Origin of the sequence: Streptomyces viridosporus T7A, from assembly GCF_008704515.1 — a bacterium.
GTDB classification, from domain to species: domain Bacteria; phylum Actinomycetota; class Actinomycetes; order Streptomycetales; family Streptomycetaceae; genus Streptomyces; species Streptomyces viridosporus.
This window is the reverse complement of sequence record NZ_CP023700.1, coordinates 4,740,243-4,762,337: the sequence shown is the minus strand read 5'-3', so window position 1 is coordinate 4,762,337 and position 22,095 is coordinate 4,740,243. Positions and strand designations below refer to the sequence as shown.

The window sequence follows — 22,095 nt, the reverse complement described above, 5'->3', positions numbered from 1 at the left end:
TCCGCCGCGTCGTTCACACCGCCGGACGGCCTCAGGTGGTCGTCGACCGCCGCCTGCGCGACCCCGGCCGCCGCTCGCTCGGCCGGGTCACCGGGTCGCCGGCCTCGATCGCGGCGGCGCGGCGCCGGGCGCCGAAGTCCGCCAGCGCCTCCGCCAGCTTGTGCACCGACGGCTCGGGGGCCATGACGTCGACCCTCAGCCCGTGCTCCTCGGCCGTCTTGGCCGTGGCCGGGCCGATGCACGCGATGACCGTCACGTTGTGCGGCTTGCCCGCGATGCCCACCAGGTTCCGCACCGTCGACGACGACGTGAACATCACCGCGTCGAAGCCGCCGCCCTTGATCGCCTCACGGGTCTCCGCCGGCGGCGGCGAGGCGCGCACGGTCCGGTAGGCCGTGACGTCGTCGACCTCCCAGCCCAGCTCGATGAGACCGGCGACCAGCGTCTCCGTGGCGATGTCGGCCCGCGGCAGGAACACCCGGTCGATCGGGTCGAAGACCGGGTCGTAGGGAGGCCAGTCCTCCACGAGCCCGCGGGCCGACTGCTCGCCGCTCGGCACCAGGTCCGGCCGCACCCCGAAGTCGATCAGGGCCTTGGCCGTCTGGTCGCCCACCGCCGCGACCTTGATCCCGGCGAAGGCACGGGCGTCGAGGCCGTACTCCTCGAACTTCTCGCGGACCGCCTTGACCGCGTTGACGGACGTGAACGCGATCCACTCGTAGCGGCCCGTCACCAGGCCCTTGACCGCCCGCTCCATCTGCTGGGGCGTGCGCGGCGGCTCGACCGCGATGGTCGGCACCTCGTGCGGCACGGCCCCGTACGACCGCAGCTGGTCGGAGAGCGACGCCGCCTGCTCCTTGGTGCGCGGGACGAGGACCTTCCAGCCGAACAGCGGCTTGGACTCGAACCACGACAGCCGGTCGCGCTGGGCGGCGGCACTGCGCTCACCGACCACGGCTATCACCGGTCGGCCGCCGTCCGGGGACGGCAGCACCTTCGCCTGCTTCAGCGTCTGCGCGATCGTGCCGAGCGTCGCCGTCCAGGTGCGCTGCCGGGTCGTCGTACCGGCGACGGTCACCGTCATCGGGGTGTCGGGCTTGCGCCCGGCGGACACCAGTTCGCCCGCCGTGGCGGCGACCGAGTCGAGCGTGCTGGAGACGACCACCGTGGCGTCCGACGCCCCGACCTCCGTCCAGCAGCGGTCGGACGCCGTGCGCGCGTCCACGAACCGCACGTCCGCGCCCTCGGCGTCCCGCAGCGGCACACCGGCGTACGCGGGCACGCCGACCGCCGTCGCGATGCCGGGGACGACCTCGAAGGGCACCCCGGCCGCGGCGCACGCCAGCATCTCCTCGGCGGCGTACACGTCGAGCCCGGGGTCACCGGTCACCGCACGCACGACCCGCCTGCCGCCCCGCGCGGCCTCCATGACAAGATGTGCGGCATCCCTCGCCGCGGGGACGGCGACGGTTGTTGATGCACCATCAATAACCGTCAACTGGGGCGTGCCCGTGCCCGGAGCGGACGACGCGGAGGAACCCGCCGCGTCCGTGTCCGTGTGCACCTCGGCGACGCCCTGCTTGGCGTGCGGACGCACGACGTCGAGCACCTCGTGCTCGGCGACGAGGACGTCCGCGTTCGCCAGCGCCTCCACGGCGCGCAGAGTCAGCAGTCCCGGATCCCCGGGTCCGGCACCGAGGAAGGTGACGTGCCCGTGTTCCGGAGGGGCGGGAAGGGTGGTGGGGCTCAATGTGCTCGCTCCCCCATCAGACCGGCCGCGCCCTGCGCCAGCATCTCGGTGGCGAGTTCGCTACCGAGCGCCATCGCCGCCTCGTGCGTCTCGGGCACGGGACCGGTGGTGGACAGCTGCACCAGCTTGGTGCCGTCGGTCGTACCGACGACGCCGCGCAGGCGCATTTCCTTGACAGTCTGCCCGTCGCCCAAAAGGTCGGCGAGCGCGCCCACGGGGGCGCTGCAACCGGCCTCCAGGGCGGCGAGCAGTGACCTCTCGGCCGTCACGGCGGCCCGGGTGAGCGGGTCGTCGAGCTCGGCGAGCGCGGCGATCAGTGGCGCGTTGTCCGCGGTGCACTCGACCGCCAGGGCCCCCTGGCCGGGGGCGGGCAGAACCGTGTCGACCGACAGGAAGTCGGTCACCTCCTCGCTGCGGCCGACCCGGTTCATGCCGGCGGCGGCCAGCACGACGGCGTCCAGTTCACCGCTGCGCACGTATCCGATCCGGGTGTCGACGTTCCCGCGGATCGGCACCGTCTCGATCTCCATGCCGTGGGCGCGGGCGTACGCGTTCAGCTGCGCCATGCGGCGCGGCGAACCGGTGCCGATGCGGGCGCCGCGCGGCAGGTCGGTGAACTTGGGCACGTCGCGCCCCACCATCACGTCCCGCGGGTCCTCGCGCACCGGAATGGCGGCCACGACCAGCTCGTCGGGCTGCGTGGTCGGAATGTCCTTCAGGGAGTGCACCGCGAAGTCCACCTCGCCGCGTGCCAGCGCCTCCCTCAGCGCGGCCACGAACACGCCCGTGCCGCCGATCTGCGCGAGGTGCTCGCGCGAGGTGTCGCCGTACGTGGTGATGGGGACGAGTTCGACGGGCCGTCCGGTCACCTGGCGCACGGCTTCCGCCACCTGGCCGGACTGGGCCATGGCGAGCTTGCTGCGCCTGGTCCCCAGCCTCAGTGCCTTCTCAGTCATGCCGGCCCTCGGTTCTCTGGGTTCTTCTCGGTGCTTTCCCCGGCCCGGGAGACGGCTGCCACCGTCTCGGGGTCGAGGTTGAACAGGGTGCGCAGTGCGTCGGCGTACCCGGCGCCGCCGGGCTCGGCGGCGAGCTGCTTGACCCGTACGGTCGGCGCGTGCAACAGCTTGTCGACCACCCGCCGTACGGTCTGTGTGATCTCCGCGCGGTGCTTGTCGTCGAGGCCGGGCAGTCGCCCCTCCAGGCGGGCGATCTCACCGGCGACCACGTCCGCGGCCATGGTGCGCAGGGCGACCACGGTCGGCGTGATGTGCGCCGCCCGCTGCGCCGCCCCGAAGGCCGCGACCTCATCGGAGACGATACGCCTGACCTGGTCCACATCGGCAGCCATCGGAGCGTCCGCGGAGGCCTCCGCGAGCGATTCGATGTCGACCAGCCGCACCCCGGCGAGGCGGTGCACGGCCGCGTCGACGTCGCGCGGCATCGCGAGGTCGAGCAGGAACAGCACGGGCTCCGGACGCGGCGGCTCGGCCACCGGCTCCGGGCGGCGCAGCTCGGGGATCCGGCCGGCGCTCGTCGCGGTGGCGGCCAGCGCGCCGATCAGCTCGGCGTCGGCCTCGGGGCCGCGCTTCCCGGCCTCCCTGCGGTCGACCGTGCCGCCGGCGACCCATGCGGCGTGCTGCTCCAGCGTCGCCGCGTCCATGCCGGCGACGGCCGCCTCGCCCATCACGGAGAAGCCGGGCTGCACGGCGGACAGGTCCAGCGGGCAGCCTTCCTCGGCGCCGACGGAGGGAGACGCCGACGGGGCCGGTGCGTCCGGGGAACGCTCGTCGGGGGCGACGGCCGGCTGCTCGCCGGTACGGCCCCGCACCGCGGCGGCGACGGCGTCGGCCGTCAGGACGAGCCCGGTCGCGCCGGTGCAGGAGACGACGACGTCGGCACGTGTCAACTCGTCCGGCACCGATCCCATCGGTACCGCGCGGGCCAGGACGTCCGTGTCGTCGTCCTCGGTCAATATCTGTGTGAGGCGCTCGGCGCGCTCGTGCGTGCGGTTGGCGACGACTATCTCGGCGACACCGGCCCGCGCGAGGGTGGCCGCGGCCAGCGAGGACATCGAACCGGCGCCGATGACCAGGGCCTTCTTGCCCCGGGCCCAGCTCCCGACGTCCGTGCCGGCGGCGAGCTGCTCCAGGCCGAAGGTGACCAGGGACTGCCCGGCGCGGTCGATGCCGGTCTCGGAGTGGGCGCGCTTGCCGACCCTGAGCGCCTGCTGGAACAGGTCGTTCAGCAGCCGGCCGGCGGTGTGCAGCTCCTGGGACCGGGCGAGCGAGTCCTTGATCTGGCCGAGGATCTGGCCCTCGCCCACGACCATCGAGTCCAGTCCGCAGGCCACCGAGAACAGGTGGTGGACGGCCCGGTCCTCGTAGTGCACATAAAGATAAGGAGTGAGCTCCTCCAGGCCGACCCCGCTGTGCTGGGCCAGCAGCGTGGACAGCTCGGCGACACCGGCGTGGAACTTGTCCACGTCGGCGTAGAGCTCGATGCGGTTGCAGGTGGCGAGCACCGCGGCCTCGGCGGCCGGTTCGGCGGCGACCGTGTCCTGCGCGAGCTTGGCCCGCGCGTCCGGGTGCAGCGAGGCCCGCTCCAGCACGCTGACCGGGGCGCTGCGGTGGCTCAGTCCGACGACGAGGAGACTCATGCCGGCATCACGGCGGGCACGTCCCCGTCGGGTCCCTGGTCGGTGCCGGACTCCTCGCGGGCGGCGGCCGGGACGGCGGTCTCGGCGGCGACTCCGGTCGTGGCCTCCTCGCCGGCCTTGCGCTGCTCGTGGAAGGCGAGGATCTGCAGCTCGATGGAGAGGTCCACCTTGCGCACGTCGACGCCGTCCGGGACGGACAGCACGGTCGGCGCGAAGTTCAGGATGGAGGTGACGCCGGCGGCCACGAGCCGGTCGCAGACCTGCTGGGCGGCGCCCGCGGGGGTCGCGATCACGCCGATCGAGACGCCGTTGTCCCGAATGATCGATTCCAGCTCGTCGGTGTGCTGCACCGGGATCCCGGCGACGGGCTTTCCGGCCATCCCGGGGTCGGCGTCGATGAGCGCGGCGACCCGGAAACCACGGGAGGCGAACCCGCCGTAGTTGGCGAGCGCGGCACCGAGGTTGCCGATTCCTACGATCACAACCGGCCAGTCCTGGGTCAGGCCGAGTTCACGGGAGATCTGGTACACGAGATACTCGACGTCGTAGCCGACGCCCCTGGTCCCGTAGGAACCGAGGTAGGAGAAGTCTTTGCGCAGCTTCGCGGAGTTGACGCCCGCGGCGGCCGCCAGCTCCTCCGAGGAGACCGTGGGCACCGAGCGCTCGGAGAGCGCGGTGAGGGCGCGGAGGTACAGCGGAAGCCTGGCGACGGTGGCCTCGGGAATCCCTCGGCTACGGGTCGCCGGTCGGTGAGTTCGGCCAGTTGCCACGGTGCTCCTGCGGGTAGAGCGGGGCTTCGGGCGGTCATACGTCCCCGGACCGCCCCGTCGAATGCAGGCTATGTCTTTGTGAACGCGTGCACAAAGATGGTGTCCGATTTGCCCGGCCAACGTGACCGGGGTCACGAAACCCCGGGGCCGTTGCGTGGAACCGGCGCACCCGCACCGCCGCTCCTTGACTTCTGGGGGCAAAACCGCACACCTTCCTCTGTGAATCCCGCCCCCGAGACCAAGTCACCATCGATCCTAAGCGACTTTCCGGTCCGTTTGGACTGATCGGTCAGTTGATCGTCCGGGGGCCCGAACGCCTCAGGGACCGGTGAGGGCGCCGCGCAGGCGGTCCTCGTTCACGCGCCAGAAGGTGTGCTGCCGGCCGTCGACGAGCACGACGGGGATCTGCTCCCAGTACTGCTCGTGCAGCTCCGGGTCCCGGGTGATGTCCTTCTGCTCCCAGCGGACGCCGAGCTCACCGCACACCTTCTCCACCACCACCTGCGCTTCGTCGCACAGATGGCAGCCGGGCTTGCGGACGAGGGTGACGAGCCGGTCCCGCGGGGCGGCCGGGGTGTTGCGGCGGAAAAGAGGGCTCATACCGGCCATTGTCGCGCGCGGCCTTAACGACACGGACGCGAAGAGTTCACGACGTGCGAACGTCTCGGGTCCGGAACCACCGTCCGGACTGGCTATGCTCACGCCATGGCCGCTCTAGGATGGCTCACTCCCCGTAGGCGCCCCGCCACGGCGCGGAGCGTGTTGGCAGGCGAGGCCTCTGCGGAGGCAGCACGCAAATCCACCCAGGACGTTTCCGACCGCGAACCGGAGTTCCCGGTTCACGGCGACGACCGGGCCGCCGCGTTCTTCGACCTGGACAACACGGTGATGCAGGGCGCGGCCCTGTTCCACTTCGGGCGGGGCCTGTACAAGCGGAAGTTCTTCGAGACGCGCGAGCTGATGCGGTTCGCCTGGCAGCAGGCGTGGTTCCGGCTGGCGGGCGTCGAGGACCCCGAGCACATGCAGGAGGCCCGCGACTCGGCCCTGTCGATCGTCCAGGGCCACCGCGTCTCCGAGCTGCAGTCCATCGGCGAGGAGATCTACGACGAGTACATGGCCGAGCGGATCTGGCCGGGGACGCGGGCGCTCGCCCAGGCGCACCTGGACGCCGGACAGCGGGTGTGGCTGGTCACGGCGGCTCCGGTGGAGATCGCCCAGGTGATCGCGCGCCGACTGGGGCTGACCGGGGCGCTGGGCACGGTGGCGGAGTCGATCGACGGCGTGTACACGGGCAAGCTGGTGGGCGAGCCGCTGCACGGGCCGGCCAAGGCGGAGGCGGTGCGCGCGCTGGCGCTCGCGGAGGAACTGGACCTGAGCCGCTGCGCGGCGTACAGCGATTCGCACAACGACATCCCGATGCTGTCGCTGGTGGGCCACCCGTACGCGATCAACCCGGACGCCAAGCTCCGCAAGCACGCGCGCCGGATGGACTGGCGGCTGCGCGACTACCGCACCGGCCGCAAGGCGGCGAAGGTCGGCATCCCCGCGGCGGCGGGCGTGGGTGCGGTGGCGGGCGGCACAGCGGCGGCCATCGCCCTGCACCGCAAGCGCCGCTGAAACGATCGTCCCGATCGTCCGGGGGCAGGAGCACCGCCCCGCCGGGGAACCCGGCCAATCCGACCGCTCTACCCCGCAACCCCTCTGCCCAGTCCTGTTGGCTGCACACGGCCACAACTCGTCCCGTACCGCACCGGAACACGAAGAATTCCGGTCACCAATCGGTCACCCTCCGATGGGCGAAAGGACGTCAACCGGTTACGGAAGCGACGTAATCGACGATTTGAGCAACTGGGCGTAGCAGCACCTGTACGAAGCGTTATTCTCCTCAGACGCAAACCGGTACCCCTCCGTCGCCACGACGGGTGAAAGGTTCCGTACTGCACGTGATGGAAGCTCTGCCTCTGGGAGTCCCGTGTATCCACACGTCGGGGTTGACGCCTCGGGCCTGGCTGCGCTGCGCGCGACAGTCGTGAGGGCCCGGGACACGTTGCGCGGCATCGTCCCCACCGCGTACACCGTCCCCGCTTTCGCCATCGCCCCCGTCGGTCCGTGCTACGCCCTCGCCGACGGCCTCGAGCAGGTGCCGGCGCGCAGCGCCGTCGTCGAGGGGCGGCGGTCGGGTGACGGACGGACGGTCGGCCGGCGGGGACGCCCCTCCGGCCCGGCCGCCGCGCGCCGTCCCGCCGCCGACAGCGACAGCGCCCGGATGATGGACCTCGTGGAGCGCGCCCAGGCCGGCGAGGCCGAGGCCTTCGGACGGCTCTACGACCAGTACAGCGACACCGTGTACCGGTACATCTACTACCGGGTGGGCGGCAAGGCGACCGCCGAGGACCTCACCAGCGAGACCTTTCTGCGGGCGCTGCGCCGCATCGGCACCTTCACCTGGCAGGGGCGCGACTTCGGCGCCTGGCTCGTGACCATCGCCCGCAACCTGGTCGCCGACCACTTCAAGTCCAGCCGCTTCCGGCTCGAGGTCACCACCGGGGAGATGCTCGACGCCAACGAGGTCGAGCGCTCCCCCGAGGACTCCGTCCTCGAATCGCTGTCCAACGCCGCCCTCCTCGATGCCGTACGACGACTCAACCCCCAACAGCAGGAGTGCGTCACGCTCCGATTCCTCCAGGGCCTCTCCGTCGCCGAGACCGCCCGCGTGATGGGCAAGAACGAGGGCGCCATCAAGACCCTCCAGTACCGGGCCGTCCGCACCCTCGCCCGGCTCCTCCCGGACGACGCGCGCTGACCGGAGCGGCCGGAGCACTCTCCGGAACAGCCAACTCACGCTCCGTGAAACCCAGTTGGCTTCCCCATTCGGTCGTCCGGTGTCCGTAACCCAAGTGCCGCGCCGCTCGTTGTGCGGGATACAGGCTCCCTGCGGCCACCCCTGACCGGCTCCGATCACCCGATCGTGTGGACACGGCCGGGGTGTGGAACCCTCAGGCCCCCCGGGGAGTCGACCGTCATGACGAGAGGAGGTGCCGCCAGTGATCGCGAACGTATCGGCGCACCGGCGGGCGAACGCCTTCGCCCAGGCCCTGGAGGAGCAGTCCGACCGGGACCCGGCGGCCGAGCAGTCCGAAGGACCGGCCCCGGCCACCGGGGAGAGCGAGCGGGCACGGCTGCTCACGCTCGCCTCCGGTCTCGGCGCACTGCCCAAGCCGGAGCTGGACCCCGAGGTCAAGGTCGTCCAGCGGGCCCAGTTGGTGGCCGCGTTCGAGGCCATGCTCCAAGAGGGCACCGCGGCGGGCGAGGCGACGGACCGGTCCGTGCCCGAACAGCGCTCGCGCCGGGCCCGGGGCACCCACCGGGCGACCCCCCTGGGCAGACTGCGACCGCGCTCACGGCTGGCCAAAGGGCTCACCGCGGGCGGACTCAGCGTCGGTGTCGCCGCCGGCGCCCTCGGCGGAGCCGCCGCCGCCAGTTCCGACGCCCTGCCCGGCGAATCCCTCTACGGCCTCAAGCGCGGCATCGAGGACGTCAGGCTCGGCCTCGCCGACGACAACACCGAGCGCGGCCGGATCCACCTCGACCACGCCTCCACCCGCCTCAGCGAGGCCCGTCGGCTGATGGAGCGCGGACGCAGCGGCCCGCTCGACCACGAATCCCTCGGCGAGATCCGCCGCACCCTGTCCGGCATGCGGCACGACGCCTCCGAGGGCCACCGGCTGCTGCGCGAGGCCTACGAGCGCGACCCGGACTCCCTGGACCCCATGCGGACGCTCTCCTCCTTCTCCCACGCGCACCGCGAGACCTGGGGCACCCTGCGCGACCAACTGCCGGTGCAGTTGGGGGACGTCAGTGAGCAGGTGTCGTCGGTGTTCGACGCCATAGAGCAGGACGTCGCCCCGCTGCAGTCCCTGCTCCCCGCGCCCCCGTCCCGGAAGGACGGCGACAGCGAGCGGCAGCGCGGCTCCGACCCGACGCCCGGCACCCCGTCCGCCACGGGCCCCTCACCGGCGCCCAGCACCGGCAGCGACAGCGGCGCCTCCGACGGGAGCGGCACCGGCAACCAGGGGCCCAGCAGCTCCGCCGGCACCGACGCCGAGAACGACGGCCTGCTCGGCGGCAACACCGGCGACCTGCTCGACCCGCCCCGGGAGAGCGGCACCGACACGCCACCGCAGGCCCCGGGAGGCGTCACCCCGCCCTCCCCGCCCGACGTCACCCTCCCGCCGCTCCTGCCCGGTCTGCTCCCGGGACTGGGCATCAACGGCCAGGACGCGGAGTAGGGACCGCACGGCAGCGGGACCCCGCCGTACGGGGGCCGGGGGCGTTCCCTTCGAGGAGCGCCCCCGGCCCCGTACGCGTGTCCTGCGGGACCCGCCTCGGGAGAACACCCCCACTGAAACCGCCTCAGAAGAACACCGACCGCCGCTGGACCAGCAGCTTGTACAGCGTGTGCTGGATCTGCTCCCGCACCTGGTCGGTCAGGTTGAACATCAGCATCGGGTCCTCCGCCGCCTCCGGCGGGTACCCGTCCGTCGGGATCGCCTCCCCGAACTGGATGGTCCACTTCGTGGGCAGCGGGATCGCCCCGAGCGGCCCCAGCCACGGGAAGGTCGGCGTCAGCGGGAAGTACGGGAAACCCAGCAGCCTCGCGAGCGTCTTCGCGTTGCCGATCATCGGGTAGATCTCCTCCGCCCCGACGATCGAGCACGGGACGATCGGGACGCCCTGGCGCAGCGCGGTGGACACGAACCCGCCCCGGCCGAACCGCTGGAGCTTGTACCGCTCCCCGAAGGGCTTGCCGATGCCCTTGAAGCCCTCCGGCATCACCCCCACCAGCTCGCCCTGGCCGAGGAGGCGTTCGGCGTCCTCCGCGCAGGCCAGGGTGTGACCGAGCTTGCGGGCCAGTTCGTTCACCACCGGCAGCACGAACACCAGGTCGGCCGCGAGCAGCCGCAGGTGGCGGTCGGCCGGATGGTGGTCGTGCACGGCGACCTGCATCATCAGGCCGTCCAGCGGCAGCGTCCCGGAGTGGTTGGCGACGATCAGGGCGCCGCCCTTCGACGGGATGTTCTCGATGCCCTTCACCTCCACCCGGAAGTACTTCTCGTACACCGGGCGCAGCAGGGACATCAGGACCTGGGAGGTGAGCTCCTCGTCGTAGCCGAAGTCGTCGACCTCGTAGTCCCCGGTGAGGCGGCGGCGCAGGAAGGCCAGACCGCTCGCGACCCGCCGTTCCAGTTCGCCGACGCCGTCACCGGACGGCTGCGGGGACGATTCTTCGGCCGACTGCGGGGACGATTCCTCTCCCCGGGGCACGGGAGCGTCCTCCCGCGCGGACTCCACACCCGGCAGGGGCTGCACCTCCCCCACCGCCGCGGGCTGCGCGCCCGGGCGCCGGCTCCCCGCACCACCCCGGCGGCGCGGCGGGCGCTGCGCGGCGCCCCCACGGGAGCGGTCGTCGTCGAACGGAATGACCTTGGCGTCCGCCATCGTTGCTGCGCTCCTCAGTTGGCGCTCTGCGTCGGGGAGTGACCGCTGCCCGGCAGGGGCAGCGCGGCGATCCGGTCGACGGCCCTCGCGAGGGCCTCGGGCGGAAGCAGACCGGGGCCGCGGCTGCGCACGAAGTCCCCAAACGTTTCCGCAGTCGTGTACTTCGGGGTGAAGCCCAACGTCTCGCGCATCTGGTCCGTCGCCACCACCCGCCCGTGCGTGAGCAGCCGGATCTGCTCGGGCGAGAAATCCGTCATTCCCAGCGTACGCACCAGCGAACCCGCCCAGGTGACCGCGGGAAGCAGCAGGGGCACGGTGGGCCGCCCGAGCCGCCGGGAGCACTGGGAGAGCAGCAGGACGCCGTCGCCGGCGATGTTGAAGGTGCCGCTGTTGAGCGTGGAGCGCCTCGGTTCGTGCGAGCCGATCCGCAGCACCTCGATCACGTCGTCCTCGTGCACGAACTGCAGCCGCGGGTCGTATCCGAGCACGGTCGGCAGGACCGGCAGCGAGAAGTACGCGGCGAGCGGGCTGTCCGCGGTGGGGCCCAGGATGTTGGCGAACCTCAGCACGCACACCGCGACGTCCGGGCGGCGGCGCGCGAACCCGCGCACGTAGCCCTCCACCTCGACCGTGTCCTTCGCGAAACCGCCGCTGGGCAGGGACTTGGGCGGGGTCGTCTCGGTGAAGACCGCCGGGTCGCGGGGCGCGGAACCGTAGACGTTCGTACTGGACTTCACGACCAGCCGTTTGACGTGCGGGGACTTCTGGCAGGCACCGAGCAGTTGCATGGTGCCGATGACGTTGGTCTCCTTGAGCGCGGCCCGGCCGCCGCTGCCGAGCGGCGTGCCCGTGACGTCGAGGTGGACGACCGTGTCGGCCCCCGTCTCGGCGAGCACCCGCGCGATGGTGGGCTGGCGGATGTCGGCCTGGACGAAGTCGGCGCCGCCCAGGTGGTGCTCGGGCGCGACCGCGTCCACCGCGACGACCCGTTCCACCTCGGGGTCACGCTGGATCCGCCGGACGAAGCGGCCTCCCAGCTGACGGGCCACTCCGGTCACGAGCACGACCTTTCCCAAGATCAGCGCCTTTCTCTCGCCCTGCCCCCGACGGTCAACTTAGCGGGTCGCCGTCGCTCTGTGGTGCCCACCCGATGCACGAAGTGACGACAGCCCCGGACGTACGAACGAACCCGGCCGGACTCCCCACCGCCCGGGAACCCAGGGGACGTCCGGGAAAACACGGAGACGTCCGGGAAACACGGGGAACGCCCGCGAGACGACAGCGGCCCCCCACCGGAGTGCGGTGGAGGGCCACTGGACACGCTTCCGCGTCGTCGCTTACTTCTTGTTGCGACGCTGAACGCGCGTGCGCTTGAGCAGCTTGCGGTGCTTCTTCTTGGCCATCCGCTTGCGCCGCTTCTTGATAACAGAGCCCACGACTACCCTCGCTCACTTCTCATCACTCGGTGTTTGGGCGCCATGGGCCCACACGACCTACGAGGGGCTAGCCTACCCGCCCGAGCGCTGAGGTCGTAATCGAGGAGGCCGGGGAGTCCCGTGAGTGCTCGGAACAGGACTCCCCGACGCGCCGTCAGGCGGTTTCCACCCCCACGTAGCTCTCGCGGAGGTACTCGTGAACCGCTTGCTCGGGGACGCGGAAGGACCGCCCCACCCGAATCGCGGGCAGATGACCGCTGTGCACCAGCCGGTACACGGTCATCTTCGACACTCGCATCACCGAGGCGACTTCCGCCACGGTAAGGAACTGAACCTCGTTCAGAGGCCTCTCGCCAGCTGCAGCCATGACACACCTGAACCTTCCGCACTCGACGGCCACCGGCTTCCCCTTCCGGTGACTCTTCGTCGCTGCGTGCTCACTCCCCAATGTAGGGGCGGGTGATGCGAGTGGGGAAGAGGTGCACCCATCAGCGGCCTACTGCGACAGACACGCCCGTTTGAGTATGTAGCGGGTCAGCGGCAGGTAGTAACCGGACCGCACGCCGTCATCAAGTGGAACGACGACGGACACCGCGCCCTCGGCCTCCCCGACGAACGGGGCCGGGTCGTTCACATCGGCCAGCGCGACGGCCTCGAACCCCAGCTGACCTGCCCCGCAGGCCCAGCCGTGGTCCCCGATCACCAGCTCCGGAAGCGGCCCGCCGGCCGCCGCGGCCGCGTCGAGCGCGGTCCGAACCGGGAGGGGGGAGTGCGTGTGCGCGCCGGGCTCACGACCGGGGCGTCGCGGGGCGGCTTGGCGGACGAGTCCGACTCCCCGTACGTAGTCGAGGTTGTACGTGCGTAGGCCGAACCGGGTCGTTATGTCGACAGAGCGACCCTTCGCCGGAGTGAGGACGGCACATCCCGCCGCCGACAGCGCGTCTGCCAGAGCGGCGTAGAAGCCGAGCAGCCGGTGCGGGTGACCGGTGCCGAGCAGCACGGGCGCACCACGACGGGCGGCCACCGCCAACCGTCCCGCACAGGCGTCCAGGGCGGCCAGGGTCCGCTCGGGGTCGATCACCTCGTGGCCGGAGGTGCGACCGGGATCGGCCGAAACCCCGCACCTGTCCGCCATCAACGCGAGCAGTTCCCGCTCCTCCCACGCCCCTTCGGGATCCAGACCGATCAGCATCCGGGGGTCCCGGGCGGCGAACAGCCGATAGCTCCGCAGGCTCTCCTCCCGCGTGGTACCCACGACACCGGCGAGCCGGGCCGCCAGGAGATGGGCGCGGAGGTCGGCGGAGGACGGCACGGACACGATGGTGCGGGACACGGGGGCCGGCCGCGCCCGGAACCGGCGAACACCGCACGGTCGGCGTAACGGTCCCGGGGTCCCCGGGACCCGTGCCGGGCCTACGCCAGCAGCCCGCGCAGCGGGAACACCGCGCGCCGCACCGCCAGGATCGCCTGGTCCAGGCGGTCCGCCGGGTCGTACCCCTCGTCCCACGCGGACCAGGAGACCGGCCACCGCCCGTCGGTCATCCGCCGCGGCGCCGGCTGCCGGGTCCGGGCATAGACCTCCTGCCGCCAGGCCTCGGGGATCATCGTCGTGGGATCCACGGGCCGTCCGGCCGCGATGCCCACCAGATGGGTCCAGGACCGCGGCACGACCTCCACCACCGCGTACCCGCCGCCGCCCAGCGCCACCCACCGCCCGTCGGCGTGGGTGTGCGCCAGCTCGTGGCAGGCCATCTGCACCGCGCGCTGGGCGTCCAGCGACACCGCCAGGTGCGCCAGCGGATCCTCGAAGTGCGTGTCGGCGCCGTGCTGCGTCACCAACACCTGCGGCCGGAACTGGGCCAGCAGCTCCGGCACCACGGCGTGGAACGCCCGCAGCCATCCGGCGTCCCCGGTCCCGGCCGGCAGGGCCACGTTGACCGCGCTGCCCTCCGCGTTCTCCGCCCCCGTCTCCTCCGGCCACCCGGTCTGCGGGAACAACGTCCGCGGATGCTCGTGCAGCGAGATCGTCAGCACCCGCGGGTCCTCCCAGAACGCCGCCTGCACCCCGTCCCCGTGGTGCACGTCGACATCGATGTACGCGACCCGCTCGGCCCCCAGCTCCAGCAGCCGGGCGATGGCCAGCGAGGCGTCGTTGTACACGCAGAAGCCGGAGGCGGCCCCCGGCATCGCGTGGTGCAGCCCGCCCGCGAAGTTCACCGCGTGCAGCGCGTCCCCCCGCCACACGGCCTCCGCCGCCCCCACCGACTGCCCGGCGATCAGCGCCGACACCTCGTGCATCCCGGCGAACGCGGGATCGTCGAGCGTGCCCAGCCCGTACGCCTGGTCCGCGGTCGCCGGGTCCGCCGACGCGGCCTTCACCGCGTCGATGTAGTCCTCCCGGTGGACGAGCCGCAGCGTCGACTCCCCGGCCGCCTTCGCCGCGACCACCTCCACCTCGCGGTCGAGCCCGAGGGCCCCGACCAGACTCCGGGTCAGGGCGAGCCGGACCGGGTCCATCGGATGGTCCCGGCCGAAGTCATAGCCCGTTACTGCCTCGTCCCACATCAGCTGTGCGCGGCCGCTCATGCCCGCCACCGTATCGGTCCGGTTGAGGCGCGAACGACTTGGCGTACACGAGTGTCACCAGGACCAGCACCATCGGAACGAGCATCGCCCCGCGGTAGCTCCAGACGTCGCCGAGCACTCCGACCAGCGGCGAACCGATCAGGAAACCCACGTAATTGAAGACGTTGAGACGCGCCACGGCCGCGTCCGAAGCCCCCGGGCCGTGCAGTTCGAAGGCGCGCCGCCCCGCCGCCGCGAACGTCTGCGGCACCAGCACGCAGAGCCCCAGCCCCAGCAGTGTGAACCCCAGCATCCCCACCCACGCCCCGGGCGCCCCGGCCACCACGGCGAACCCCACCGCCGCCACCAGCGCCCCGGCCCGCACGACCGCCACCGCCCCGAACCGCCGCACCCCGACGTCCCCGACCGTCCGCCCCAGCAGCGTGGTGACCATGTAGACGTTGTACGGAACGGTCGCCAGCTGCTCCGAGCCGCCCAGCACGTCCTGGAGGTACTTCGCGCTCCAGTTGGACACCGTCGAGTCCCCGATGTACGCCACCGTCATCACCAGGCACAACGGCACCAGCCATCCGAGCCCGACGGCCGCACCCTTCCCCGCCCCGCCTCCGGGCGCCGCGCCCTCCGCCCCGGGTTCGCCGCCCCCGTCGACGTACCACCGGCTCCCGACCAGCGCGGCCGGCAGCAGCACCAGCACCACCGGCAGGTACGACACCCACAGCGCCAGCCCCTCGTGCGCCCCCACCCAGGCGAGCGACGCCCCTGCGATCCCGCCCAGGCTGTACGCGGCGTGGAACCCGAGCATGATGCTGCGTCCGTACGCCCGCTGCAGACCCACCCCGAGCATGTTCATCGAGGCGTCCAGCGCCCCCACGGCCAGTCCGAAGGCGGCCAGCGCCACGCCCAGTCCGGCCAGGTGCTCCCCCGCCCCGACTCCCAGCAGCGCCAGCAGCACCACCGGCTGCGACCACCGCAGCACCCGGCTCGGCGGCACCCGCCTCACCAGCCGCTCCGTCGCGACGCTCCCGATGCCGGCCAGGATCGGCACGGCGGCGAGGAAGGCGGGCAGCAGCGCGTCGGAGACCCCGTACCGGTCCTGGACGGCCGGAATCCGCGTCACGAGCAGAGCGAAGGCGACGCCCTGGACGAGGAAGCCGAACGCCAGCGAGAGCCTGCCGCGCCGCAGCACATCAGTCATGGCGGCGAGCGTAGGGCTCCGGCGTACCCGTGGGTAGATCCGGCCAAAGGTGAATCGGGTTCAGTTTCCGCGTCGGTCCCTGCCCCGGTGCCCGCTCCGGTCTCCGTCGAGCAGCTCGGCCAACTCCCGCATGCTCCCGAAGAGTCGAGTGGTCCCGACGAGCTTCTCCGCGGGCGTCATCGCGGTGAACCCGTACACGTCCATCCCGGCCGCGACCGCCGCCCGGACGCCCAGTGGACTGTCCTCGACGACCACGCACCGGTCGGGTGCGACCCCCATCCGCTCGGCCGCGTACAGGAACAGATCCGGCGCCGGCTTCCCGCGTCCCACGTCCTGCGAACTGAAGATCCGCGCATCGTCGAACCACCGGTCGAGCCCCGTCGCCCGGTGCCCCACCCGGATCCGCTCATGACTCCCGGACGAGGCCACGCAGTACGGCACCGCGTCCTCGGTCAGCCTCTCGAGCACGTCCACGGCACCCGTCACCGGCTTCAACTCCCGCTCGAAGGCCGCGAAGACCCGAGCGTGGAACACGTCGTCGAAGTCCGCCGGCAACCGCCGCCCGGTCCGCTCCGCGACGAGGTCGTGCACACGATGCATGGCGGAACCCATGTAGTCGCGGATGGAGTCCTCGTACGACGTGGGGTGCCCGAGCTCGGTGAGATAAGCGGCGAGAAGCCGGTTGGAAAGGGGTTCGCTGTCGACGAGAACACCGTCGTTGTCGAAGATGACGAGATCATAGCGCATGACCCGACCCTAAACGCAGAAATCCCCCGTGCCGAATGGCACGGGGGATTTCCATAAGAATTGTTCGGCGGCGTCCTACTCTCCCACAGGGTCCCCCTGCAGTACCATCGGCGCGGTAGGGCTTAGCTTCCGGGTTCGGAATGTAACCGGGCGTTTCCCCTACGCTATGACCACCGAAACACTATGAAACAATCAACAACCGTTGGCTGTTCGTGGTTTCAGAACCAACACAGTGGACGCGAGCAGCTGAGGACAAGCCCTCGGCCTATTAGTACCGGTCACCTCCACACGTTACCGTGCTTCCAGATCCGGCCTATCAACCCAGTCGTCTGCTGGGAGCCTTACCCCATCAAGTGGGTGGGAGTCCTCATCTCGAAGCAGGCTTCCCGCTTAGATGCTTTCAGCGGTTATCCCTCCCGAACGTAGCCAACCAGCCATGCCCTTGGCAGGACAACTGGCACACCAGAGGTTCGTCCGTCCCGGTCCTCTCGTACTAGGGACAGCCCTTCTCAAGACTCCTGCGCGCACAGCGGATAGGGACCGAACTGTCTCACGACGTTCTAAACCCAGCTCGCGTACCGCTTTAATGGGCGAACAGCCCAACCCTTGGGACCGACTCCAGCCCCAGGATGCGACGAGCCGACATCGAGGTGCCAAACCATCCCGTCGATATGGACTCTTGGGGAAGATCAGCCTGTTATCCCCGGGGTACCTTTTATCCGTTGAGCGACGGCGCTTCCACAAGCCACCGCCGGATCACTAGTCCCGACTTTCGTCCCTGCTCGACCCGTCGGTCTCACAGTCAAGCTCCCTTGTGCACTTACACTCACCACCTGATTGCCAACCAGGCTGAGGGAACCTTTGGGCGCCTCCGTTACCCTTTAGGAGGCAACCGCCCCAGTTAAACTACCCATCAGACACTGTCCCTGATCCGGATCACGGACCCAGGTTAGACATCCAGCACGACCAGACTGGTATTTCAACGACGACTCCACGACCACTGGCGTGGCCGCTTCACAGTCTCCCAGCTATCCTACACAAGCCGAACCGAACACCAATATCAAACTGTAGTAAAGGTCCCGGGGTCTTTCCGTCCTGCTGCGCGAAACGAGCATCTTTACTCGTAGTGCAATTTCACCGGGCCTATGGTTGAGACAGTCGAGAAGTCGTTACGCCATTCGTGCAGGTCGGAACTTACCCGACAAGGAATTTCGCTACCTTAGGATGGTTATAGTTACCACCGCCGTTTACTGGCGCTTAAGTTCTCAGCTTCGCCCCACCGAAGTGGAGCTGACCGGTCCCCTTAACGTTCCAGCACCGGGCAGGCGTCAGTCCGTATACCTCGCCTTACGGCTTCGCACGGACCTGTGTTTTTAGTAAACAGTCGCTTCTCGCTGGTCTCTGCGGCCACCCCCAGCTCACCGGGCAAAGCCGGATCACCAGTGATGGCCCCCCTTCTCCCGAAGTTACGGGGGCATTTTGCCGAGTTCCTTAACCATAGTTCACCCGAACGCCTCGGTATTCTCTACCTGACCACCTGAGTCGGTTTCGGGTACGGGCCGCCGTGCAACTCGCTAGAGGCTTTTCTCGACAGCATAGGATCATCCACTTCGCCGCAATCGGCTCGGCATCGGGTCTCAGACGATGTGCCAGGCGGATTTGCCTACCTGACGTCCTACACCCTTACCCCGGGACAACCACCGCCCGGGCTGGACTGCCTTCCTGCGTCACCCCATCACTCACCTACTACCAGCTCGGGTCACCGGCTCCACCACTCCGGCCTCGTCCGAAGACTCGGCCGGCGGCTTCACGGGCTTAGCATCACTGGATTCGGTGTCTGGCGCTGCACCGCGGGTACCGGAATATCAACCGGTTATCCATCGACTACGCCTGTCGGCCTCGCCTTAGGTCCCGACTTACCCTGGGCAGATCAGCTTGACCCAGGAACCCTTAGTCAATCGGCGCACACGTTTCTCACGTGTGAATCGCTACTCATGCCTGCATTCTCACTCGTGAACCGTCCACAACTCGCTTCCGCGGCTGCTTCACCCGGCACACGACGCTCCCCTACCCATCACGATCCCCGTTGGGGGTACATATCGCAATGACACGACTTCGGCGGTACGCTTGAGCCCCGCTACATTGTCGGCGCGGAATCACTAGACCAGTGAGCTATTACGCACTCTTTCAAGGGTGGCTGCTTCTAAGCCAACCTCCTGGTTGTCTCTGCGACTCCACATCCTTTCCCACTTAGCGTACGCTTGGGGGCCTTAGTCGATGCTCTGGGCTGTTTCCCTCTCGACCATGGAGCTTATCCCCCACGGTCTCACTGCCGCGCTCTCACTTGCCGGCATTCGGAGTTTGGCTAAGGTCAGTAACCCGGTAGGGCCCATCGCCTATCCAGTGCTCTACCTCCGGCAAGAAACACACGACGCTGCACCTAAATGCATTTCGGGGAGAACCAGCTATCACGGAGTTTGATTGGCCTTTCACCCCTAACCACAGGTCATCCCCCAGGTTTTCAACCCTGGTGGGTTCGGTCCTCCACGAAGTCTTACCTCCGCTTCAACCTGCCCATGGCTAGATCACTCCGCTTCGGGTCTTGAGCGTGCTACTGAAACCGCCCTGTTCGGACTCGCTTTCGCTACGGCTTCCCCACCCGGGTTAACCTCGCAACACACCGCAAACTCGCAGGCTCATTCTTCAAAAGGCACGCAGTCACGACGTTGAGCGCAAGCACTCAACGCGACGCTCCCACGGCTTGTAGGCACACGGTTTCAGGTACTATTTCACTCCCCTCCCGGGGTACTTTTCACCATTCCCTCACGGTACTCTCCGCTATCGGTCACCAGGGAATATTTAGGCTTGGCGGGTGGTCCCGCCGGATTCACACGGGATTTCTCGGGCCCCGTGCTACTTGGGTGTCTCTCCAACGAGCCGCTGACGTTTCGGCTACGGGGGTCTTACCCTCTGCGCCGGACCTTTCGCATGTCCTTCGCCTACGCCAACGGTTTCTGACTCGTCCCACGGCCGGCAGACCGTGGAAGAGAGATCCCACAACCCCGCATGCGCAACCCCTGCCGGGTCTCACACGCCTGCGGTTTGGCCTCATCCGGTTTCGCTCGCCACTACTCCCGGAATCACGGTTGTTTTCTCTTCCTGCGGGTACTGAGATGTTTCACTTCCCCGCGTTCCCTCCGCACTGCCTATGTGTTCAGCAGCGGGTGACAGCCCATGACGACTGCCGGGTTTCCCCATTCGGACACCCCCGGATCACAGCCTGGTTGACGGCTCCCCGGGGCCTATCGTGGCCTCCCACGTCCTTCATCGGTTCCTGGTGCCAAGGCATCCACCGTGCGCCCTTAAAAACTTGGCCACAGATGCTCGCGTCCACTGTGCAGTTCTCAAACAACGACCAGCCACCCGTCACACACCGCTCACGCGGTGCTGCACCGGGGCCGGCGACCGAAGACCCGGCCTGGCGGCCGTGCCCTCAGACACCCAACAGCGTGCCCGGACCGGACCCGTCCGAAGATCATGCGTTCCACGCCCTTGCGAGCAGTACTGGCAGTCTCCGACCCGAGGTCCGACCGAGTAGTCAACGTTCCACCCATGAGCCACCAGCATCGGACGTGCGCCGATGGACTGGCCTCTGACCGCGATCCCTAAGGGACGCGGTGAGAAGTGCTCCTTAGAAAGGAGGTGATCCAGCCGCACCTTCCGGTACGGCTACCTTGTTACGACTTCGTCCCAATCGCCAGTCCCACCTTCGACGGCTCCCTCCCCAGGGGGGTTGGGCCACCGGCTTCGGGTGTTACCGACTTTCGTGACGTGACGGGCGGTGTGTACAAGGCCCGGGAACGTATTCACCGCAGCAGTGCTGATCTGCGATTACTAGCGACTCCGACTTCATGGGGTCGAGTTGCAGACCCCAATCCGAACTGAGACCGGCTTTTTGAGATTCGCTCCACCTCGCGGTATCGCAGCTCATTGTACCGGCCATTGTAGCACGTGTGCAGCCCAAGACATAAGGGGCATGATGACTTGACGTCGTCCCCACCTTCCTCCGAGTTGACCCCGGCGGTCTCCCGTGAGTCCCCAGCACCCCCGAAGGGGCCTGCTGGCAACACGGGACAAGGGTTGCGCTCGTTGCGGGACTTAACCCAACATCTCACGACACGAGCTGACGACAGCCATGCACCACCTGTACACCGGCCACAAGGGGGACCGTGTCTCCACGGTTTTCCGGCGTATGTCAAGCCTTGGTAAGGTTCTTCGCGTTGCGTCGAATTAAGCCACATGCTCCGCCGCTTGTGCGGGCCCCCGTCAATTCCTTTGAGTTTTAGCCTTGCGGCCGTACTCCCCAGGCGGGGCACTTAATGCGTTAGCTGCGGCACGGACGACGTGGAATGTCGCCCACACCTAGTGCCCACCGTTTACGGCGTGGACTACCAGGGTATCTAATCCTGTTCGCTCCCCACGCTTTCGCTCCTCAGCGTCAGTGTCGGCCCAGAGATCCGCCTTCGCCACCGGTGTTCCTCCTGATATCTGCGCATTTCACCGCTACACCAGGAATTCCGATCTCCCCTACCGAACTCTAGCCTGCCCGTATCGACTGCAGACCCGGGGTTGAGCCCCGGGCTTTCACAACCGACGCGACAGGCCGCCTACGAGCTCTTTACGCCCAATAATTCCGGACAACGCTCGCGCCCTACGTATTACCGCGGCTGCTGGCACGTAGTTAGCCGGCGCTTCTTCTGCAGGTACCGTCACTTGCGCTTCTTCCCTGCTGAAAGAGGTTTACAACCCGAAGGCCGTCATCCCTCACGCGGCGTCGCTGCATCAGGCTTGCGCCCATTGTGCAATATTCCCCACTGCTGCCTCCCGTAGGAGTCTGGGCCGTGTCTCAGTCCCAGTGTGGCCGGTCGCCCTCTCAGGCCGGCTACCCGTCGTCGCCTTGGTGAGCCGTTACCTCACCAACCAGCTGATAGGCCGCGGGCCCATCCTGCACCGCCGGAGCTTTCCACACCGAGGAGATGCCTCCCGGTGTCGTATCCGGTATTAGACCCCGTTTCCAGGGCTTGTCCCGAAGTGCAGGGCAGATTGCCCACGTGTTACTCACCCGTTCGCCACTAATCCCCACCCGAAGATGGTTCATCGTTCGACTTGCATGTGTTAAGCACGCCGCCAGCGTTCGTCCTGAGCCAGGATCAAACTCTCCGTGAATGTTTACCGGTGATCCGGTGCAACACCACGAGAGCGGTGCGAGGGGAGGAATAGTCCCCTCGCACACAGCGTCCTCGCTGTGTTTCTTCAAAGGAACCTCGACCATCGGTGTACCCGATGGACGGGGTATCAACATATCTGGCGTTGACTTTTGGCACGCTGTTGAGTTCTCAAGGAACGGACGCTTCCTTCGTACTCACCCCTCCGGGCTTTCCTCCGGGCGCTTCCCT

General features: G+C 68.9%; 16 protein-coding genes and 3 rRNA genes. 3 read left to right on the top strand and 16 right to left on the bottom strand.

The annotated features are described in order from the left end of the window. Positions 1-31: 31 nt before the first annotated feature. From CP969_RS22150 to CP969_RS22130, 5 genes are all read right to left on the bottom strand, one after another. Positions 32-1,750, bottom strand: coding sequence for a bifunctional uroporphyrinogen-III C-methyltransferase/uroporphyrinogen-III synthase (locus CP969_RS22150; RefSeq protein ID WP_016825163.1), 1,719 nt, complete (start codon positions 1,748-1,750; stop codon positions 32-34). Further along, positions 1,747-2,706 carry a hydroxymethylbilane synthase gene (gene hemC / locus CP969_RS22145; protein ID WP_004984864.1) on the bottom strand — a complete coding sequence of 320 codons (960 nt, stop codon included), beginning with the start codon at positions 2,704-2,706 and terminating at the stop codon, positions 1,747-1,749. Before hemC ends, CP969_RS22150 begins: the two co-directional genes overlap by 4 nt. Then, positions 2,703-4,406 carry a glutamyl-tRNA reductase gene (locus tag CP969_RS22140; protein WP_016825164.1) on the bottom strand — a complete coding sequence of 568 codons (1,704 nt, stop codon included), beginning with the start codon at positions 4,404-4,406 and terminating at the stop codon, positions 2,703-2,705. Before CP969_RS22140 ends, hemC begins: the two co-directional genes overlap by 4 nt. Further along, positions 4,403-5,176 (bottom strand): redox-sensing transcriptional repressor Rex, encoded by a 774-nt coding sequence (locus tag CP969_RS22135; RefSeq protein WP_004984868.1) that lies wholly within the window; start codon positions 5,174-5,176, stop codon positions 4,403-4,405. The genes CP969_RS22140 and CP969_RS22135 overlap by 4 nt, the downstream gene beginning before the upstream one ends. A gap of 318 nt (positions 5,177-5,494) precedes the next feature. After that, positions 5,495-5,776, bottom strand: a complete 282-nt coding sequence (locus tag CP969_RS22130) for a glutaredoxin family protein (RefSeq protein ID WP_016825166.1) — start codon at positions 5,774-5,776, stop codon at positions 5,495-5,497. A gap of 105 nt (positions 5,777-5,881) precedes the next feature. Here CP969_RS22130 and CP969_RS22125 point away from each other — a divergent pair, with 105 nt between their 5' ends. The 3 genes from CP969_RS22125 (at position 5,882) to CP969_RS22115 (ending at position 9,465) form a co-directional block, all read left to right on the top strand. After that, positions 5,882-6,793: an HAD family hydrolase gene (locus tag CP969_RS22125; RefSeq protein WP_004984874.1), complete on the top strand. Its 912-nt coding sequence runs from the start codon at positions 5,882-5,884 to the stop codon at positions 6,791-6,793. 355 nt (positions 6,794-7,148) lie between these two features. Continuing rightward, positions 7,149-7,979 (top strand): ECF subfamily RNA polymerase sigma factor, BldN family, encoded by an 831-nt coding sequence (locus CP969_RS22120; protein ID WP_078495373.1) that lies wholly within the window; start codon positions 7,149-7,151, stop codon positions 7,977-7,979. A gap of 241 nt (positions 7,980-8,220) precedes the next feature. After that, complete coding sequence (locus tag CP969_RS22115) at positions 8,221-9,465, top strand: DUF5667 domain-containing protein (protein ID WP_016825168.1); 1,245 nt, start codon at positions 8,221-8,223, stop codon at positions 9,463-9,465. A gap of 124 nt (positions 9,466-9,589) precedes the next feature. On the opposite strand, the gene CP969_RS22110 is transcribed toward CP969_RS22115, so the two are convergent. The 11 genes from CP969_RS22110 to CP969_RS22060 all read right to left on the bottom strand — a co-directional run bounded on the left by CP969_RS22110 (position 9,590) and on the right by CP969_RS22060 (position 21,865). Further along, positions 9,590-10,675, bottom strand: coding sequence for a lysophospholipid acyltransferase family protein (locus tag CP969_RS22110; protein ID WP_016825169.1), 1,086 nt, complete (start codon positions 10,673-10,675; stop codon positions 9,590-9,592). A gap of 14 nt (positions 10,676-10,689) precedes the next feature. Next, positions 10,690-11,751, bottom strand: a complete 1,062-nt coding sequence (locus CP969_RS22105) for an NAD-dependent epimerase/dehydratase family protein (protein WP_026084979.1) — start codon at positions 11,749-11,751, stop codon at positions 10,690-10,692. 261 nt (positions 11,752-12,012) lie between these two features. Continuing rightward, positions 12,013-12,111, bottom strand: coding sequence for a 30S ribosomal protein bS22 (locus tag CP969_RS22100; RefSeq protein ID WP_003948845.1), 99 nt, complete (start codon positions 12,109-12,111; stop codon positions 12,013-12,015). A gap of 154 nt (positions 12,112-12,265) precedes the next feature. Continuing rightward, positions 12,266-12,478 carry a helix-turn-helix domain-containing protein gene (locus CP969_RS22095; RefSeq protein WP_004984898.1) on the bottom strand — a complete coding sequence of 71 codons (213 nt, stop codon included), beginning with the start codon at positions 12,476-12,478 and terminating at the stop codon, positions 12,266-12,268. 129 nt (positions 12,479-12,607) lie between these two features. Beyond that, positions 12,608-13,423: a phosphatase gene (locus CP969_RS22090; RefSeq protein WP_026084980.1), complete on the bottom strand. Its 816-nt coding sequence runs from the start codon at positions 13,421-13,423 to the stop codon at positions 12,608-12,610. Positions 13,424-13,524: 101 nt separating this feature from the next. Beyond that, positions 13,525-14,697 carry an acetoin utilization protein AcuC gene (locus tag CP969_RS22085; RefSeq protein ID WP_078495513.1) on the bottom strand — a complete coding sequence of 391 codons (1,173 nt, stop codon included), beginning with the start codon at positions 14,695-14,697 and terminating at the stop codon, positions 13,525-13,527. Then, complete coding sequence (locus CP969_RS22080) at positions 14,648-15,892, bottom strand: MFS transporter (RefSeq protein WP_086019010.1); 1,245 nt, start codon at positions 15,890-15,892, stop codon at positions 14,648-14,650. Before CP969_RS22080 ends, CP969_RS22085 begins: the two co-directional genes overlap by 50 nt. 60 nt (positions 15,893-15,952) lie before the next feature. Then, the gene (locus CP969_RS22075; RefSeq protein ID WP_004984907.1) at positions 15,953-16,639 is read right to left on the bottom strand and encodes an HAD family hydrolase; all 687 of its coding nucleotides are present in this window, start codon (positions 16,637-16,639) and stop codon (positions 15,953-15,955) included. Between the two features lie 62 nt (positions 16,640-16,701). Beyond that, positions 16,702-16,817 (bottom strand): 5S ribosomal RNA (gene rrf, locus CP969_RS22070). A gap of 70 nt (positions 16,818-16,887) precedes the next feature. Next, positions 16,888-20,015: ribosomal RNA gene (locus tag CP969_RS22065) — 23S ribosomal RNA — on the bottom strand. 319 nt (positions 20,016-20,334) lie between these two features. Beyond that, positions 20,335-21,865: ribosomal RNA gene (locus CP969_RS22060) — 16S ribosomal RNA — on the bottom strand. Together the 16S, 23S and 5S rRNA genes form the textbook arrangement of a ribosomal RNA operon. Between the last annotated feature and the right edge of the window lie 230 nt (positions 21,866-22,095).

What these genes read in the sequence shown, in the direction of transcription:
- hemC (WP_004984864.1), bottom strand. Translation starts at nt 2,706, where the DNA reads ATGACTGAGAAGGCACTGAGGCTGGGGACCAGGCGCAGCAAGCTCGCC.
- CP969_RS22095 (WP_004984898.1), bottom strand. Translation starts at nt 12,478, where the DNA reads ATGGCTGCAGCTGGCGAGAGGCCTCTGAACGAGGTTCAGTTCCTTACC.
- CP969_RS22085 (WP_078495513.1), bottom strand. Translation starts at nt 14,697, where the DNA reads ATGAGCGGCCGCGCACAGCTGATGTGGGACGAGGCAGTAACGGGCTAT.
- CP969_RS22130 (WP_016825166.1), bottom strand. Translation starts at nt 5,776, where the DNA reads ATGAGCCCTCTTTTCCGCCGCAACACCCCGGCCGCCCCGCGGGACCGG.
- CP969_RS22075 (WP_004984907.1), bottom strand. Translation starts at nt 16,639, where the DNA reads ATGCGCTATGATCTCGTCATCTTCGACAACGACGGTGTTCTCGTCGAC.
- CP969_RS22110 (WP_016825169.1), bottom strand. Translation starts at nt 10,675, where the DNA reads ATGGCGGACGCCAAGGTCATTCCGTTCGACGACGACCGCTCCCGTGGG.
- CP969_RS22080 (WP_086019010.1), bottom strand. Translation starts at nt 15,892, where the DNA reads ATGACTGATGTGCTGCGGCGCGGCAGGCTCTCGCTGGCGTTCGGCTTC.
- CP969_RS22125 (WP_004984874.1), top strand. Translation starts at nt 5,882, where the DNA reads ATGGCCGCTCTAGGATGGCTCACTCCCCGTAGGCGCCCCGCCACGGCG.
- CP969_RS22140 (WP_016825164.1), bottom strand. Translation starts at nt 4,406, where the DNA reads ATGAGTCTCCTCGTCGTCGGACTGAGCCACCGCAGCGCCCCGGTCAGC.